The sequence below is a fragment of the Chitinophaga sp. OAE865 genome, from assembly GCF_040546735.1.
Taxonomy (GTDB): domain Bacteria; phylum Bacteroidota; class Bacteroidia; order Chitinophagales; family Chitinophagaceae; genus Chitinophaga; species Chitinophaga polysaccharea_A.
The window spans coordinates 7,887,332-7,903,975 of sequence record NZ_JBEPOF010000001.1; the positions used below are offsets into that span (position 1 = coordinate 7,887,332).

The window sequence follows — 16,644 nt, forward strand, 5'->3', positions numbered from 1 at the left end:
GCGTTACAGGGCTCTCCGGTTAAAAAATCCGGCTCAATAATTAAACAAAAAGGCTTAATTTAACTTCCATTATACCCACCAGCAGAATGGAAAATGAGCCACCACACATTTTTTCTTCCCTGCAATCAAGACTACATTTTTAAAAATTCAAAAACTGATCCCCCATGGCTGATGAAACTCAACAGAAAGTACAGACTGCCCTTGGCGACGTTGCCGCAAGACAACTGGCAATTGCCACCCGCACGGTACCACAGATGTCCAGCATTACTCCCCGCTGGCTAACCCGGTTAATGAGCTGGATCCCCGTAGAATCGGGCGTATACAGGCTTAACAAAGTAAAAGATGAAAGCAATGTAACCGTAGATTGCTCCGGAAGGGATGAACGCGAGCTTCCCCAAACCTACGTGGATTACATCGACAATCCCCGCGAGTACAACCTGAGCGCCGTGAACACGGTACTGGATGTACACACCAGGGTATCAGACCTCTACAGCAAACCTTACAACCAGATCAGCGAACAGTTGCGGCTGATCATTGAAACAATTAAGGAACGCCAGGAGAGCGAACTAATTAACAATAAGGAGTATGGCCTGCTGAATAGCGTAGTAGCATCGCAGCGTATTAAAACCCGTACCGGCGCCCCTACGCCCGACGACCTGGATGAACTCATCACCAAAGTATGGAAGGAACCTGGGTTCTTTCTACTGCACCCGCTTACCATTGCCGCTTTTGGCCGTGAATGTACCCGGAGGGGCGTTCCGCCACCCACCGTTTCCCTGTTTGGCTCCCAATTCATCACATGGCGTGGCATCCCGTTGATCCCATCCGATAAAGTGCCTGTTGAAAACGGCAAATCAAAGATCATTCTGCTACGTACCGGAGAAAGCAGGCAAGGGGTAGTTGGATTATACCAGCCTAATCTTCCCGGTGAACAATCGCCCGGTTTATCCGTACGCTTTATGGGCATTAACCATCAGGCCATCGCTTCTTATCTCGTATCCCTGTACTGTTCACTGGCAGTATTGGTAGACGATGCCATTGCTGTATTGGATGATGTAGAAATAGGCAAGTACCATGAATACAAATAATTTCCAACCAGATGGATTACCGGATATTGCTGCATTGGAAAAACTGGCCAACCAGTTGTTTTCCTCTTTGCAATCCGGTAATGATGTACCCTCCACGGGCTATACATCAGCTGCCCCCATCCAGGACCCGCTACTGCAGCAGGGAAGCGTAACGGATGTTACGCAGGCGCCAACCAGCTTACCGGACCCTCATTTCTCCGGCAACGGCGGCATTCCCGCTTCCGTAGCAGGCAGCGGTATTTCACCGTCTGCGCTTAAACAACCGGCAACAGCCTACGATCCGTCTTTTGAACAGGAACTGCAACGCGCACTGAAAAGTATACCCTCATCATCTTATACGTCCCAGCTGCCTTCTGCAGGAACTTCCTATTACTTCTTACCGGAAAAAACAGCCGGTATCACCGGGGCAACCCAGCCGCCGCTGGATATTAACCGCGTAAGGGCAGACTTCCCGGTATTGCAGGAACATGTAAACGGCCACCGGCTGATCTGGCTGGATAACGCCGCCACCACGCAAAAACCGCGAAGCGTAATTGAGAGGATCAGTTATTTTTATGAACACGAAAATTCAAACATCCACAGGGCCGCTCACGAACTGGCTGCACGCGCCACAGATGCCTACGAAAGCGCCCGGGAAAAAGTAAGGGCCTTCCTGAATGCAGCATCTGTCAATGAAATTGTATTTGTGCGCGGCGCCACGGAAGCGATCAACCTGGTAGCCAAAAGCTGGGGCGAGCAATTCCTGCAGGCAGGCGATGAAATTATTCTGAGCCACCTGGAGCACCATGCCAACATAGTTCCCTGGCAACAGCTGGCTGCAAAAAAAGGATTACAGATAAAGGTAATTCCTGTAGATGAAGATGGACAGATCATATTGTCTGAATATCAAAAACTGTTAAGTACAAAAACAAAGCTGGTATCCTTCACGCAGGTATCCAATGCCCTGGGTACTGTTACTCCTGCACAGCAGATAGTGGAACTGGCTCATCAGGCCGGCGCAAAGGTGCTGGTAGACGGCGCCCAGGCAGTATCACATATGCGCGCAGATGTGCAGCGGCTTAACTGCGACTGGTACGTATTTTCCGGGCATAAGGTTTTTGGCCCCACCGGGATAGGTGTATTGTACGGTAAAGAAGCATTGCTGAATGAAACACAACCCTGGCAGGGTGGCGGAAATATGATCAAAGATGTAACCTTTGAACATACGCAGTATCATGCAGCCCCCGGACGCTTCGAAGCCGGTACCGGTAATATAGCCGATGCCGTAGGACTGGGAGCAGCCATCGACTATGTAAATCATATAGGCATTGATGTTATACACCAGTATGAACATTACCTGCTTGTATATGCAACACAGCTGCTGAAGGAAGTGCCTGGTTTGCGTTTAATAGGCACGGCTCCCGACAAAACAAGCGTATTGTCTTTTGTATTTAAAGATTTCACTACCGAGCAGGTAGGCGCCGTGCTCAACCAGGAAGGGATTGCCGTTAGATCAGGCCATCATTGCGCTCAACCTATTCTCCGCAGATTTGGGGTGGAAAGCACCGTGAGGCCATCGCTGGCATTTTACAACAGTTGCGCCGATATAGATATCCTTGTAAATACCCTGCTGAGATTACGCAGGAGCAGGATATAATTTTTATCTTTTGTAAGAAGAGATGACTTGCTGTTTGCTTATTTCAAACGGCAGGCCATCTCTTCTTCAAAAAAAAATCATCTCACAAAAAGAAAAACAACAACTTCACAATATCCCTAAACGAGCCACAGCATTATATTACATTCGTTTTAATTTTCTTCTGAAAAATATCACTCCCCTGAAACATGCGGCTGTGCTCATAAAAAACAACATTTAAATTTTGCGGTTTAAATTATTTACCTACATTTGCACCTCACATTGCGAGGTAGAGCAGAGGTAGCTCGTCGGGCTCATAACCCGAAGGTCAGTGGTTCGAATCCGCTCCTCGCTACAAAAATGAAAGTCCTGTACACACGTGCAGGACTTTTTTTATAGATCAGCAGATCAAAAATAAATAGTATTATTACAGCAGGCAATCAATATACTGAAAGCAGTTTTGTTAGCCATCAACCCAATCCCTAAATAAAATTTTATTTAATCAATGAAACAAAAACCTTCAATGGCATTTGTTGCCGCCTCCTGGGTGGCCGTATTTGCAGGCATCCTGGGCTTTATCATTGGCCTGTGGAATGCATCCACTATGCAGCTGAATGAAAAAGGGTATTACTTCACCGTGCTGATGTACGGCCTGTTTTCCGCCGTATCTGTACAGAAGTGTGTACGCGACAGGCTCGAAGGCGTTCCGGTAACAGACATTTATTATGGTCTTAGCTGGGTGTCAATGCTGCTCACTATCCTGCTGCTTACCATCGGCCTATGGAACGCTACCCTTGCGCCAAGTGAAAAAGGTTTCTATGCCTTCGCATTTCTGCTGAGCGTTTTCGGCGCCATTACCGTTCAGAAAAATACCCGCGATACCCAGGCGGCGAAAGCCTCCGGCACAGCGAATGATATTCAATAGTTTCTTCAACAGGAAGGCCGCCAAGCAGCCTTCCTGTTATTCCCCCTTCCTCTTTTTCCGGATTCTATAAATACTTTTCCTGAATCGATTTCAGACGCAATTGATGCAATCCTACCTTTGCATTACCCCTCTGTGCCGCGCTGAATTACCAGTAAGCGCCTTCACAGGTATAAGATTCATCTATCCATGACACCCTGGTAATTTATCTGCAAAGTGATTAACTGGCTTCCTGTTAATCACTTTTTTTTGCGCCATATTATAATATATTTGTTGACAGTTAACCTTTTTATCCCATGGGAAACAAGATCTATAAGTATATAATAATTGTAAAAATACTGGTGGTTATACTGTTGTTTACCCCGCTGTTCCTTTCCCAGGTCAATATTGCCGTACCCGGATATTTTGAAAAATGGTCCAATGATATTCTAAAAAATGCAGCTTTAGTGACCCTTCCTTTTGGTTTGCTGTATGAGCTCGACAGGTTTACTCATATTGTTCCACTCCATTACAACAATGGGTCTATGGCCGATGTATTTCTGACGCCTATTATTTTCCTCCTTACCTGTAGTATGTGGTGTGGTATTTTTTTCGGGTTGATATCACTGATCAGAAAAAAACGTATAGCAGCGACTGCACCTGGAAGTGAATACTGGAAAAAATTATTTCTATCGGACCTGCTTATTTCCCTGGTTGCATTTGCATTTATCTTCCTGTTGAATAACCATGATACAGAGTCCGACACAGGCAAAAATTACCTATTATATATGGTAGTGCTGGGGCTAACTATTTTTTGTTCATTCCTGCTTGGCACTATGTGGTGGCTGGCTGAGAAACTATGGGCACGTGGCCGGCTGTTTGCCATTATCACCGCAAGCACTGCCGGTATTGCAGCATTGGTGGTTATTTTTATTGCGGTACAAACGGTACATAAAAGCGACCGTCACGATTCCCATGCCGGTGAAGCAATATTCCTGGCAGCTTCAGCAGCGGCAGATACCACAGCAACAGATATAGTTGCCTATGATACCCAGGCAGCTGCTGATTTTCCACTCCGCGCCACCGAACTTCATGAAGGCGCCGCTTATTTGCTGCATGAGCAGCTGGAAATAGACAGCAGTATTGTAAAAAAACGATCCACATCCGATCTTGCCCTGATGTGGCATACATATGTGCAACCACTGTACTATAAGGGGGAAGACGAAGATCCTTATAGTACGGTGGCATATACAGAAAACCGGGGACTGGAAATGATCATCCGCCAATGTAGCTGGGTAGGCCGGGATTCAGTCCGGCTACGCCAGTCTTTTGACGCATATAAGAAACTGCTGTATCAAATACTTCCGTATAATACTTACCAACGCTCCCCCGTACACTATTATGTAGACAAACTGCTGCTCACCTATAGCGCCTTGCAAACAAAAGAAAATATAACTGCACGGCTGGAAAAGCTCTATACTAAAATGGCCGTTGTTACTGACTATACTGCATCGGAAGATTTTATTGAAGATGTAAAACTGGTAATAGATAATATGGACCGGGTAGACCCATCTCTTAACAACCATGACCTGAATGCACGCCGGATGGCGGTTTGGTTAGTTTCTTTCTGGGCCCGGCGGTATAATGAAGGTAACCAGCAAACCGTTTATGAGATCCTGAAAGAAATCAGTGATATGTATAGCGGCGATTAATTCCCCGCAGGATTTCATTTCCTGCATCTCAAAAAAAATGTTAAAAATCATTTCATTTAATACAAATAAATACTACTTTTATTCCGTGGCAGGAGAAAATGTGTGGTATAATCTGACTTGTTATTTCAGAAAAGATTCCAGTGAATCTTTTTTTTGAACCTATTGCTAAATCGATTTTTTTAATAGGTACTATGATAAACACCGGGAAATCCATGTATGACACACCCGCGTATGAAGAAAAAAAATATAGTAATTGAAATGTATTCCAGGTAAAAGCTAATTGAAACTTGTTATTTTGATTGTTTGCTAAATCGATATATTACTGTATAAAATAAGTACTGTAAGGAATCGTACATTTTGCTTATGCGAATATAAGGGAACCATTGCCTGTCCGACGGAAACCGGGCAGCATCTTCAGCAGAAGATATTTTTCACAATTAAATGAGTAAACCAGCATCTGAAAAATTTTAAAAAATAGCCTGCAGGCTTATTGCTAAATCGTTTTTCCAATAAGCGACACCGGCTTTTCTTTATTAACCAACTTCAATTAATTGATATGCACAAACGATCCACGTTTTGGGCACGGACCTGCTTTGCCAGTATGGTACTGATGCTCTTCTCGCTGTTCGCCTTCTCACAGGGCAAAAATGTATCCGGAAAAGTAACGGATGCCAACGACAACACGGCTATTCCCGGCGTATCTGTTCAGATCAAAGGAACCAGCTCCGGTACCATCACCAAAGCCGACGGTACCTTCAGCTTACAGGCGCCTGAAAATGCTGTGCTGATATTCACTTTCGTCGGCTATCTTCCGCAGGAAGTGCCTGCATCCGCTTCCGCTATGAACATTAAACTGGCAGCATCTGTAAAATCGCTGCAAGACGTAGTAGTAGTGGGTTACGGTACACAAAAAAGAAATGAAGTAACTACTTCAGTGGCTACCGTAAAAGCAGAAAATTTTAACCAGGGCGGCTCCCGCTCCCCTATGGATCTGATCCAGGGTAAAGTGGCCGGCTTATCTGTTACCAGAACACAGGGCAACAACCCTAACAGTGGCGCTTCCATACAAATCAGGGGTATTAGCTCCGTATCCGGGGATATGAACCCGCTGATCGTAATTGATGGTATTCCCGGCGGTAACCTCGACCTGTTGCAGCAAGATGACATCGCCACCTTTGATGTACTGAAAGATGGTTCTGCGGCGGCTATTTATGGTACCCGCGGTAACAACGGGGTAATTCTCATCACAACCAAAAAAGGTAAAGCCGGGGATCCGCAATATACCTACTCTACTTACCTGCAACGCGAAGCAGTTGCCAAAAGGCCAAGTATACTGAGTGCTGCAGAATATGTAAAAGTAGCCGGTGCAACCAACAACCAGGGCGCCGATGTAGATATGTATGATCTTCTGCTCGACAAAAACAACCTCAGTCATTATCACAACTTCGCAGCCTCCGGTGGTACTGCAAACAGCAATTACCGCGCATCCCTTTACTACAACGATGCCAACGGTATTGCTATCGAAAACGGCCGCAAACAATATGGAGGAAGGGTGAATGTAAACCAGACCGGTTTACAGGGCATGCTCACCATGCAGTTCAACCTGGCAGGTAATTTCAGCAAAGCCAACTTAAATGGTGGTAACAGCGGTGGCGGAGATAATAAAGCCGGTAACGCAGGCGCCGATTTTGAGCAGGCAGTACAACGGAATCCTACCGCTCCCATCTTTGGCCCTGATGGTAAATATGTGGAAACAAATGGTTTCAATAACTATAACCCACTGGCCCGTTTACGGCAGGAATTATATGACAGGGATCAAAAAACCTATTCGGGAGATGTACGCCTGACACTGGAGCCTATACATGATCTGAAATTTTCTGCTTTCGGCGCTATTGTCCGCGACGAATATACCGACCGCCAGTATAAAATGAAGGCTTCCCGCTCTTCCATTCAGGACTTCCAGGGTGGCGGTTATGCGTATAAAGCCAATTCCGCCGCTATGGACAAAACTTTTGAGGCTACGGTCGACTACACAAAAACAGTCGCCTCAGACCATACATTCAATGTGCTCGGCGGCTACAGCTATCAATACAGCACTCTGGAAAAGTATTCCATGGATAATAATGGTTTCCTCACCGATGCGTTTGAAGACTGGAACATTTCTGCAGGTAACGCATTAAATGATCCCAAACTTCCCCGCCCTTCACAGAGCAGCAACAAGGTAGATAATACCCTCATTGCGTTCTTCGGCAGGTTGAACTATAACTACAAACAGAAATACATGTTGCAGGCTATCCTGCGCCATGAAGGCTCTTCCCGTTTCGGCGCCAATTACAAGTGGGGTAACTTTCCCGCAGTATCTGCAGGATGGGTGATTTCAAAAGAAGCCTTTATGCAGGACATCACCGTGATCAACAACCTGAAACTCCGCGCAGGCTATGGTATTACCGGTAACCAGGGCATTCCCAACTATCAATCGCTCATCACATTGGGAACAGGTGGCGCTTACCTTCAGTACGGTAAATGGATCCAGACTTACGGGCCTAATAAAAATCCGAACCCGGACCTGAGATGGGAAAAAAAGAAAGAGTTCAACGTAGGTGTTGACTTCGCCGTGCTGCAAAACAGGATCGGCGGTTCCGTTGATGTATATAGCCGTAGAACACAGGATCTGTTATTCAACTACACCGCACAGCTGCCTTCCAACATCCTGGATAATATCTTCACCAACGTAGGTGAGATCTCCAACAGCGGGGTGGAAGTAGTGATCAATACCGTACCGGTAAAAACCAAAGATTTTACCTGGAACAGTGATATCGCCTTCAATTCCCAGCGGAATAAAATGGTGTCATTCTCCAACCAGATCTATAAAGCCACTGAACAGTATTATGGAGATCTTCCTTCTCCGGGTAACCTTGGCCAGGCCATCCGCGTAGTAGAAGGCGGTCCGCTGGGTACTTTCTACGGCTATCGCTACGCCGGCCTTACCGACGATGGCAAATGGCTGTTCTACAAAAAAGACGGCAGCAAAGCCACTACTTCCCAAATCAATCCGGACGATAAAACAGTGATCGGAAATGGTATTCCCAAGTACATGGCTTCCTGGAACAATACTTTCCGTTACAAAAACTTTGACCTGAGTGTTTTCTTCCGCGGCAAATTCGGTTTCGATATCCTGAACCTGCAGGATATGTACTTCGGTAACAAAAAATGGACACCGAATAACATGTTGTCATCGGCCATTGGCAAAAATGCCAAGCTGAACGACGATCCCCAGTTCTCAGATTACTACCTGGAGAAAGGAGATTTTGTAAAACTGGATAACATCACCCTCGGTTATAATTTCAAACTGAAAACCAAATATATCCGCAACCTGCGTGTATATGCCAGCGGCCGCAATATTGCCACCATTACCAAATACAGCGGTCTTGATCCTGAGCTGCAGGATACCGCACTGGATTCCGGTATAGATGGAAGAGGATTTTATCCACGTACCCGCTCCTATACTATCGGATTGAACCTTGGATTTTAAAAGCAACAAATTGTAACGTATGAAAAAAAGTAATGCATATATCAGCGCAGCCCTACTGGCTCTCGGTTTGAGTGCCTGCACCAAGCTCGATGAAAAACCATACAGCGAAATTATTTCAGATAACTTTTATAGTAATAAAGAAGAAGTACTGTCTGCCGTACTGCGCCCGTTTACCCATGCCGGCGCATGGGCTGCACCTACAGGTCAAACCGGTTACTGGCGCCTGCAGGAACTATCTGCCGACCAGCTGGCATGGCCACAGAAAGGCAGGCACGGCTATGATGGCGGTAACTGGATCCGCCTGCATAACCATACCTGGATCGCGAATGAAGACAATGCCTGGAATCCGTGGCGACTGATGTTCTGGGGCGCAGGTTTCTGTAATAATACGCTGAAAGATCTGTCGGCTATGGACTTTGCCAAAATTGGTATGACCAATGAAGACAAAGCCTCATTTATTGCAGAAACAAAAGTAGTGCGTGCCTGGCATTACCTGAAACTGATGGACCTGTATGGTAACATTCCTATCGTAACAGAAGTAGGCGAGCCGGCATCTCCTGCTACCAAATCCCGTAAAGAGGTATTTGAGTTTGTTGAAAAAGAGCTCAAAGAAAATGTGGAACTGCTGAAACCACTATCTGCAGATATGGTGGGCCGCGCTACCAAAGCAGGCGGCTACGCCATGCTGGTGGAACTGTATCTCAACGCGCAGGAATGGACAGGTACTCCACGCTGGGACGACTGCATTACCTATTGCAACAAGATCATTGCCGGCGACGGCGGTTCCCTGAGCGGCGCTGTGCCTGCACTGGAACCGGATATTTTCCGTGCTTTTGCCAACAACAACAATACCTCTCCGGAAAACCTGTTCCAGCTTGCCTATGACCTTAGAGCCGGTAACTCCCGCTTTGGTTGGCAAGGTGATTTCTGGCACTATCGCCAACGCCAGATCTACAACGCTGATGTAGATGGAAACAACAGTATCGTTGTTATTCCTACTGCTTATGATGCGTATAAGGACAATGATCTCCGCAAGCAGAAATGGATGCTGATCGGACCTCAGAAAAAAGATCCGGCACTGCGCACCAGCGTTGGCGACAGCCTGGTACTCGGTACAGAAGAATACAACGGTAAACCGCTTGTTTTTGTAAAAGAGATCCGCAGGAATTCTGAAGGCGCAAGCGGCGCCGGTGGTATGACGCAGGGTGAAGAAAACAGCGGTGCACGTTTCGCTAAATATGTACCCGGCAAACAAGACGATCCTAATTACTGGGGCAACGACTTCGTATTATATCGCTTAACAGAGATCTATTTCAACAAGGCTGAAGCATTGATGAGAAAAAATAATGGCATTGCTACACAGGAAGCTGTTGATCTTATCAACACCTGTAAGAAAAGGGCATTCAAGCCGGAAGACTGGGCCGCTGAAGCATATACTGCTACCAGTCTCACCATGAACGAACTGCTCGCAGAAAGAGGCCGTGAGTTCATCTTTGAAGGTAAACGCCGCTCAGACCTGATCCGTTTTGGCAAGTTCACTACCGGCAGCTGGTGGGATCATCAGCCATCTGCTGATAAGTACAAGCTGTTCCCGATTCCGTTTAAACAAACAAGTATTAATCCTAACCTGGTTCAAAATCCGGGTTACTGATAAACTGATTTGGGTGAGAAGCAGTAAACGGCTTCAACCCTGGATGCGGAAAACCCAACGGCCGTCTCTTCACTGAGATGGCCGTTTCTTTTTTGTATTTAATAGGCAAGTAATTCGCCGATAGCCGCAGCTACTTTTGCAGGCGTTGGCAGCATTGCAACCTCCAGGCCGGTATTCAGCGGAACGGCCGGCAGGTCCAGCGCTCCAAGTGTAAATACCGGGGCATCAAGGAACCGGAAACATGTTTGCTGTATACGTCCGGCCAATGCCTGGGTGAAAGAGTTATTCAGTTGTTCTTCTGTAAGGATCAGGCATTTCCCATGTTGCTTCACCATTTCATATACCAGTTCTTCATCCATTGGGAAAAGTGTGCGAAGATCTACAATAGTTACCTGCCCCGGATATTTTTGAGCAGCCGCCTTAGCCCAATATACTCCCATACCGTACGTGATAATACAAACTGTATTTCCCTGCGCGGTATCCTTAGGATGCGCATGTTGTATAATATTTCCTTTCCCCAATGGCAACACATAATCTGCTGCGGGCTCAATTGTCATGGCATCCAGTGTTCCCGGCACCTTGCTCCAGTATAACCCTTTATGTTCCAGCATAACAACCGGGTTGGGATCGAGGAACGCCGCCTTCATCAGGCCTTTCATATCCGCGGCATTGGAAGGGTACACTACTTTAATACCCTTGATGCTTAGCAACGTGGATTCTATGCTGCCTGAATGATAGGGCCCTCCCCCGCCATATGCCCCGATGGGCACACGGATAAGGGTTTGTACCGGGAATTTGCCATTACTCAGGTAACACGATTTTGAAATTTCCGTTACCAGCTGGTTAAATCCCGGGTAAATATAATCGGCAAACTGTACTTCCACTATGGGTTTTACGCCTGCGGCAGACAGGCCGGCAGTAGCCCCTATAATATACGCTTCCTGTATCGCAGTGTTATATATGCGGTGTGCCCCGAATTTTTCACCCAATGTGGCCGCTTCCCGGAAAACGCCTCCCAGTCTTACGCCCACATCCTGCCCAAACAAAATAGCTTCCGGGTATTGTTGCATAATTTCTTCCACCGCATGCAAAGCGGCATCCACCATTACTACTTTGGATTTGCCCACAGGTGTACGGGTACCGCCTTCCGTTGTTATAGCGGCCGGCGCAAATACGTGGTCCTGCACTGTTTCTGGCAACGGATCCGGCGCCTGTACCGCTTTATTGAAAGCAGCCTGTATATCACTGGCTGCCGTTTTTTCAATTTCATCCAATTGAGAAGCGGTTACCCCGTGTTTCAATAAAAGCGCCTTCAGTTTGGGAACAGGGTCGTTGGCAGCATGCTTCTCCAGGTCTTCCGCGGTGCGATACCATTCTTTCCGCACGCCGGAGGTATGATGTCCCAGCAAGGGTACATTGGCCTGCACCAATATTGGGCGCCGCTCATGTCTTACGTAGCTGATCGCTGTTTCCATAGCGGCATAACTGGCGGTAAAATCGCTGCCATCCACCTGCATGCGCTCCAGGCCTTTGAAACCGGCCGCGTATTCATACGCATTCATTGTTCTTACTTCTGCTGCTGTGGCCGAAATGCCCCATTCGTTGTCCTGTACCAGGTAAATCACCGGCAACTGTTTCAGTACAGCAAACTGCAGGGCCTCGCTCACTTCTCCTTCTGTAACGCTGCCGTCTCCCAGGGAGCACAGCACGATGGGCAATTCTCCGTCAGGGCCTCTTTTCAGCAGGGAGGAATGGATTTGCTCCAGGTATTGCACTCCCTGGGCTATACCGGTGGTGGGGATCACCTGCATACCGGTGGCGCTGCTCTGGTGCGGTATCTGCGGCTTATTAGCCTCTTTGCTGTTGGGGTGACTGTAATAAGATCTTCCGGCGGAAAAAGGGTCATCTGCTTTCGCCAGCAGCTGGAGCATTAATTCATAGGGAGTGAAGCCCATGGCAAGGAGCATGCTCTCATCCCGGTAATAGGGGCTTACAAAGTCCCAGGGCCGTAACTGTAGTCCCGTGGCTATTTGTATGGCTTCATGCCCCCGGGAAGTAGAGTGAACATATTTGCAGATGGACCTGTTTGCCTCATAGGTAGCGGCCATACTGCCGGCTTCGCACATCAATCGCCAGGCTGTAAGTAATTCAGTCCGTTCGCCGGCATTACCACCTGTATTGGAGGCAGGCGTTTTAAAAGTTGAAACGCTTGTGCTATCTTTAAACACAATAAGACTGTTTTGGTGATGATGGTAAATTAAAAACAATAGTTGCCATAGCAACAGTTGCTAATGCAAATTAAATAATATGACTGATACTTTCGTCAGTAATCCATCTTTTTTTAAGCTGGATGCTACGCTCAAAAAATTACGCAACTATTGGCAAAAAACGTTTGATGCCCAACAGAAGGACATTACAGTGGATCAATGGCTGCTGATAGAGAATTTATATAAGCATAAAAAAACCACGCATAATGAGCTGGCCCGTAATACTTCGAAAGATATTACCACTATTTCCCGCATTATTGAGCTACTGGTAAAAAAGGGGCTGGTAAAAAGGGAGGCCGATGTATACGACCGGCGTAAGGTGTATTTACAGCTTACCCCTGAAGGCGTGGAAAAATATAAGGATGTGAAGTCGCTGGTATACGATATGCGGAAAATTGGATGGAAAACCCTGACTGAGGCGGATTACGCGGAATTAACGCGGATACTCGACACGATTTATGCAAATATTCCCTAGATCAGAATTTGTCCTGGAACACTGATTACGATGATAATACTGATTTGTTTGATTTGTTCTTGTTTGATTCTTTTTCTATACTAACCCACCGTATAGCTCCGGTATGGATACTCCCGGGTTCCGCCGTAGTTCCACCATATATACGCCATATTTGCGCCGGAGTTACCCCATATCTATAAGATATGGCTTATCTGCGGCTCACCATTATTTTAATTATCTGTCGATATTAACGGATCCCACAAATAAACGGCAATAATCGCCAAAATAAAGGGAGATGAAAGTGATTAACACCTTCATCTCCCTTTATATTTAAAATCAGCCTGATCAGTAACCCAGGACAAAACCCGCGTAGGCTGCGCTATTTAACAGAAAATTCCAGCAGGCTGTCATTTTCAATGAATGCTTCAAAGTCGTCTCCTATTTCTGTTGGTCCTACACCTGCGGGGGTACCGGTAAAAATGAGGTCCCCTATATTCAGGGTAAAGAAGCGGGAGATGTATGCTACCAGGAAATCGAAGGAAAACAAGAGATCCTGTGTGTTTCCTGATTGGGCCAATGCCTTGTTTTTATAAAGGCAGAAGTTAATGTCTTTTTTATCCATTTCCGGGGTGATAGGTATGAAGTTTCCTACCACGGCGGAGTTGTCGAAAGCTTTGGCTATTTCCCAGGGTAATCCCTTTGCCTTTTGTTTATCCTGCAGGTCCCGTGCGGTGAAATCGATGCCTACCGAGATATGATCATAATATTTATCTGCAAATTTTTCCTGGATATGTTTACCGTTTTTACTTACCCTGAGCACCAGTTCACATTCATAATGCAGGTTGGTAGTAAATTCCGGGTAATAGAATGGGTGGCCGTTTTGCAGCAACGCATTCTTTGGTTTCATAAATAACACAGGCTCTGTGGGCACTTCATTCTTTAATTCCCTGGCATGGTCGGCGTAATTCCTGCCTACGCAAATAATTTTCATAATGCGTTTGTTTTTAAGGTATAAAAAAAGGAGATAGGGATCAGATGAACAAATTTATTTCACAGATGGGAAGGTCAGTTTATTACTGTCGTTCATGGTACGGGCAATGCCTATACTGGCAAAGCTTTCAATGATATCCGAACATTTCCATATTTTCTCTTCCACTATCCGTTCTTCCGTGTTTTTCCATTTACTGAGCACAAATTCCACCTGGCGGCCTTTAGGATAGTTGTTTCCCACCCCGAAGCGCAGGCGTGGGTACTGATTGGTGCCCAGGGATTCCTGGATGCTTTTGAGCCCGTTATGACCGGCATCGCTTCCTCCGGGGCGTAAGCGGAGCACATCCAGCGGCAGGGCCAGGTCGTCCAGGATTACGAGCAGGTTCTCCACGGGGATCTTTTCCTTATCCAGCCAGTATTTTATGGCTTTTCCACTCAAATTCATGTAAGTGGTAGGCTTAATAACAATAAATGTTTTGCCTTTCCATTTACATTCCGCCACATCAGCCAGGCGATCGTTCCTGAAAGTGGCCTTATGCCTGGCCACAAAATCATCTACCACGTCAAAGCCTATATTATGACGGGTATGCTTGTATTCGTCGCCAATATTGCCTAATCCTGCTATTAAGTATTTCATGAGCGTCGTTTTCAGAGCTGGAGATTTCCAAAATTAAAAAGCCCCTCTAAAAGTAGAGAGGCTTTTTGGAAAAATATATCTAAAAGATTATTTCTTTTTAGCATCTTTTTCAGCAGTTGCTTCTTCCTGGCGCAGCTGACGGGTCATTACCACTGAAGCGATAGGAATACGCGGAGAGTTGGTAATTTCAATACCTTCCAGTTTCACGTCTTCTACACGGATGTTTGCGTTCAGTTCCAGGTTATCGATGTTCACTTCGATATTTTCAACCAGGTGCTTAGGTAACGCTTTTACTTTCAGTGCTTTCAATTTGCTAACCAGCTTACCACCGGCTTTAACACCTACGGAAGAACCTACCAGTTTGATTGGAATAGTAACAGATACCTGTTTGTCTTCCACCAGTTCCATAAAATCAACGTGAGCGAGTGCATCAGTAACTACATCGAACTGCAGATCTTTCAATACGCATCTGTAAGTTTTGGCACCCAGTTTAATTTCTGCAATCTGGAAAGCTGCAGTGTAAACCAGTGATTTGAATGCTTTGGCAGGAGCTGAAAAATTAACAGTTTCTGCACCCCCATAAATAACGCAAGGCACTTGTTCCTCAGAACGGATCTGGCGGGTGGCTTTTTTGCCGAATTCGCTCCTGAGTTGTCCTTCGATGGTTATTGTGTTCATTGTTTAGACAATTTATATTGATGATTAAAAATACTTATTAGGCCTCTCCCCGGCGGTGGCTGTGAATAAACAGGCTGGTGATCGACTTGTTTTCATGCATATTACGGATGGCTACCGCAAAAAGCTCTGCAACAGATATCACTTTGATCTTGGAACCTGCTCCCTGTGGTTTGATAGGAATGGTATCACATACCACTATCTCCTCCAGCACTGATTTCTCGATATTTTCGTACGCATTTCCGCTGAAAACAGGATGGGTACAAAATGCACGTACACTTCTGGCGCCTTTTTCCTTTAACAGGTTAGCGGCTTTTGAAAGTGTTCCTGCAGTATCGCAGATGTCATCAATGAGCACTATATCCCTGTTAGTCACATCTCCTATCACTACCATAGATGCTATTTCATTGGCACGTTTACGATGTTTGTCGCAAATAACCATCTCAGCATTAAAGTAAGACGCTACTTCACGTACCCTATTGGTACTACCTACGTCAGGGGACGCAAAGGTAAGGTTTTCCAATCTTAAATTCTCTATATAAGGAATAAAAATAGCTGAACTATCCAGGTGGTCTACCGGGATATCAAAGAAACCCTGGATCTGAGGAGCATGTAAATCCATGGTTATCACCCTGTTAGCTCCCGCAGAGGTAAGCAAATTTGCTACCAGTTTAGACCCGATAGCCACACGGGGCTTATCTTTTCTATCCTGGCGTGCATATCCGAAATAGGGTATTACAGCAGTGATATAGCCGGCAGAAGCACGTTTGGCGGCATCTATCATCAACAGCAGTTCCAGGAGGTTATCTGAAGGAGCACTGGTTCCCTGGATCAGGAAAACATAATCGCCCCGGATGCTTTCCAGGAATACAGGCTGGATCTCGCCGTCGCTGAATTTCTGAATTTTTACTTTGCCAAGACCGCCATTAAGACCCTTGCCATATTTCTTGGCAATTTTCTCGGCCAATGCCGGATTACTGTTGCCGGTGAAAATTTTTACTGAAGGTTGCATACTAGATACTAGTGGAAAAGAGGTTGCAAAACTAGGATTTTTGGGAGTACCAGCCTGATTTTTTTTCAAATACAAAATACATAGCTGCTAAAAATTAACTATAAATAACACAT

General features: G+C 46.0%; 12 protein-coding genes and 1 tRNA gene. 8 read left to right on the forward strand and 5 right to left on the reverse strand.

Going from position 1 to position 16,644, the window contains the following annotated elements:
* The first annotated feature begins 164 nt into the window (after positions 1-164).
* The 7 genes from ABIE50_RS31550 to ABIE50_RS31580 all read left to right on the forward strand — a co-directional run bounded on the left by ABIE50_RS31550 (position 165) and on the right by ABIE50_RS31580 (position 10,496).
* Complete coding sequence (locus ABIE50_RS31550; RefSeq protein ID WP_142685915.1) at positions 165-1,088, forward strand: family 2A encapsulin nanocompartment shell protein; 924 nt, start codon at positions 165-167, stop codon at positions 1,086-1,088.
* Positions 1,075-2,724: a family 2A encapsulin nanocompartment cargo protein cysteine desulfurase gene (locus ABIE50_RS31555; protein WP_209863107.1), complete on the forward strand. Its 1,650-nt coding sequence runs from the start codon at positions 1,075-1,077 to the stop codon at positions 2,722-2,724. The genes ABIE50_RS31550 and ABIE50_RS31555 overlap by 14 nt, the downstream gene beginning before the upstream one ends.
* Positions 2,725-2,983: 259 nt before the next feature.
* Positions 2,984-3,055, forward strand: a tRNA-Met gene (locus ABIE50_RS31560).
* 150 nt (positions 3,056-3,205) lie between these two features.
* Positions 3,206-3,625 (forward strand): inner membrane protein YiaA, encoded by a 420-nt coding sequence (yiaA, locus tag ABIE50_RS31565; protein WP_142685913.1) that lies wholly within the window; start codon positions 3,206-3,208, stop codon positions 3,623-3,625.
* 293 nt (positions 3,626-3,918) lie between these two features.
* Positions 3,919-5,313: a hypothetical protein gene (locus ABIE50_RS31570; protein WP_209863111.1), complete on the forward strand. Its 1,395-nt coding sequence runs from the start codon at positions 3,919-3,921 to the stop codon at positions 5,311-5,313.
* Positions 5,314-5,869: 556 nt separating this feature from the next.
* Positions 5,870-8,845, forward strand: a complete 2,976-nt coding sequence (locus tag ABIE50_RS31575) for a SusC/RagA family TonB-linked outer membrane protein (RefSeq protein ID WP_354028270.1) — start codon at positions 5,870-5,872, stop codon at positions 8,843-8,845.
* A gap of 19 nt (positions 8,846-8,864) precedes the next feature.
* Positions 8,865-10,496: a RagB/SusD family nutrient uptake outer membrane protein gene (locus tag ABIE50_RS31580; protein WP_142685910.1), complete on the forward strand. Its 1,632-nt coding sequence runs from the start codon at positions 8,865-8,867 to the stop codon at positions 10,494-10,496.
* Between the two features lie 98 nt (positions 10,497-10,594).
* Here the strand turns inward: ABIE50_RS31580 and ABIE50_RS31585 are convergent, their stop codons facing one another.
* Positions 10,595-12,724 (reverse strand): alpha-ketoacid dehydrogenase subunit alpha/beta, encoded by a 2,130-nt coding sequence (locus ABIE50_RS31585; RefSeq protein ID WP_354028271.1) that lies wholly within the window; start codon positions 12,722-12,724, stop codon positions 10,595-10,597.
* A 79-nt stretch (positions 12,725-12,803) separates the two neighbouring features.
* Between ABIE50_RS31585 and ABIE50_RS31590 the strand changes: the two genes are divergently transcribed.
* Positions 12,804-13,238, forward strand: coding sequence for a MarR family winged helix-turn-helix transcriptional regulator (locus tag ABIE50_RS31590; RefSeq protein WP_142685909.1), 435 nt, complete (start codon positions 12,804-12,806; stop codon positions 13,236-13,238).
* A gap of 358 nt (positions 13,239-13,596) precedes the next feature.
* Here ABIE50_RS31590 and ABIE50_RS31595 read toward each other — a convergent pair whose 3' ends face one another.
* The 4 genes from ABIE50_RS31595 to ABIE50_RS31610 form a co-directional block, all read right to left on the reverse strand.
* On the reverse strand, positions 13,597-14,208 hold the full coding sequence (locus ABIE50_RS31595) for a fumarylacetoacetate hydrolase family protein (RefSeq protein ID WP_209863114.1): 612 nt from the start codon (positions 14,206-14,208) through the stop codon (positions 13,597-13,599).
* A 54-nt stretch (positions 14,209-14,262) separates the two neighbouring features.
* A complete protein-coding gene (pth, locus tag ABIE50_RS31600; protein WP_209863117.1) occupies positions 14,263-14,844 on the reverse strand; it encodes an aminoacyl-tRNA hydrolase in 582 nt (193 codons plus the stop codon).
* Positions 14,845-14,931: 87 nt separating this feature from the next.
* Positions 14,932-15,522: a 50S ribosomal protein L25 gene (locus ABIE50_RS31605; RefSeq protein WP_142685906.1), complete on the reverse strand. Its 591-nt coding sequence runs from the start codon at positions 15,520-15,522 to the stop codon at positions 14,932-14,934.
* Positions 15,523-15,559: 37 nt separating this feature from the next.
* Positions 15,560-16,531 (reverse strand): ribose-phosphate pyrophosphokinase, encoded by a 972-nt coding sequence (locus ABIE50_RS31610; RefSeq protein ID WP_142685905.1) that lies wholly within the window; start codon positions 16,529-16,531, stop codon positions 15,560-15,562.
* Between the last annotated feature and the right edge of the window lie 113 nt (positions 16,532-16,644).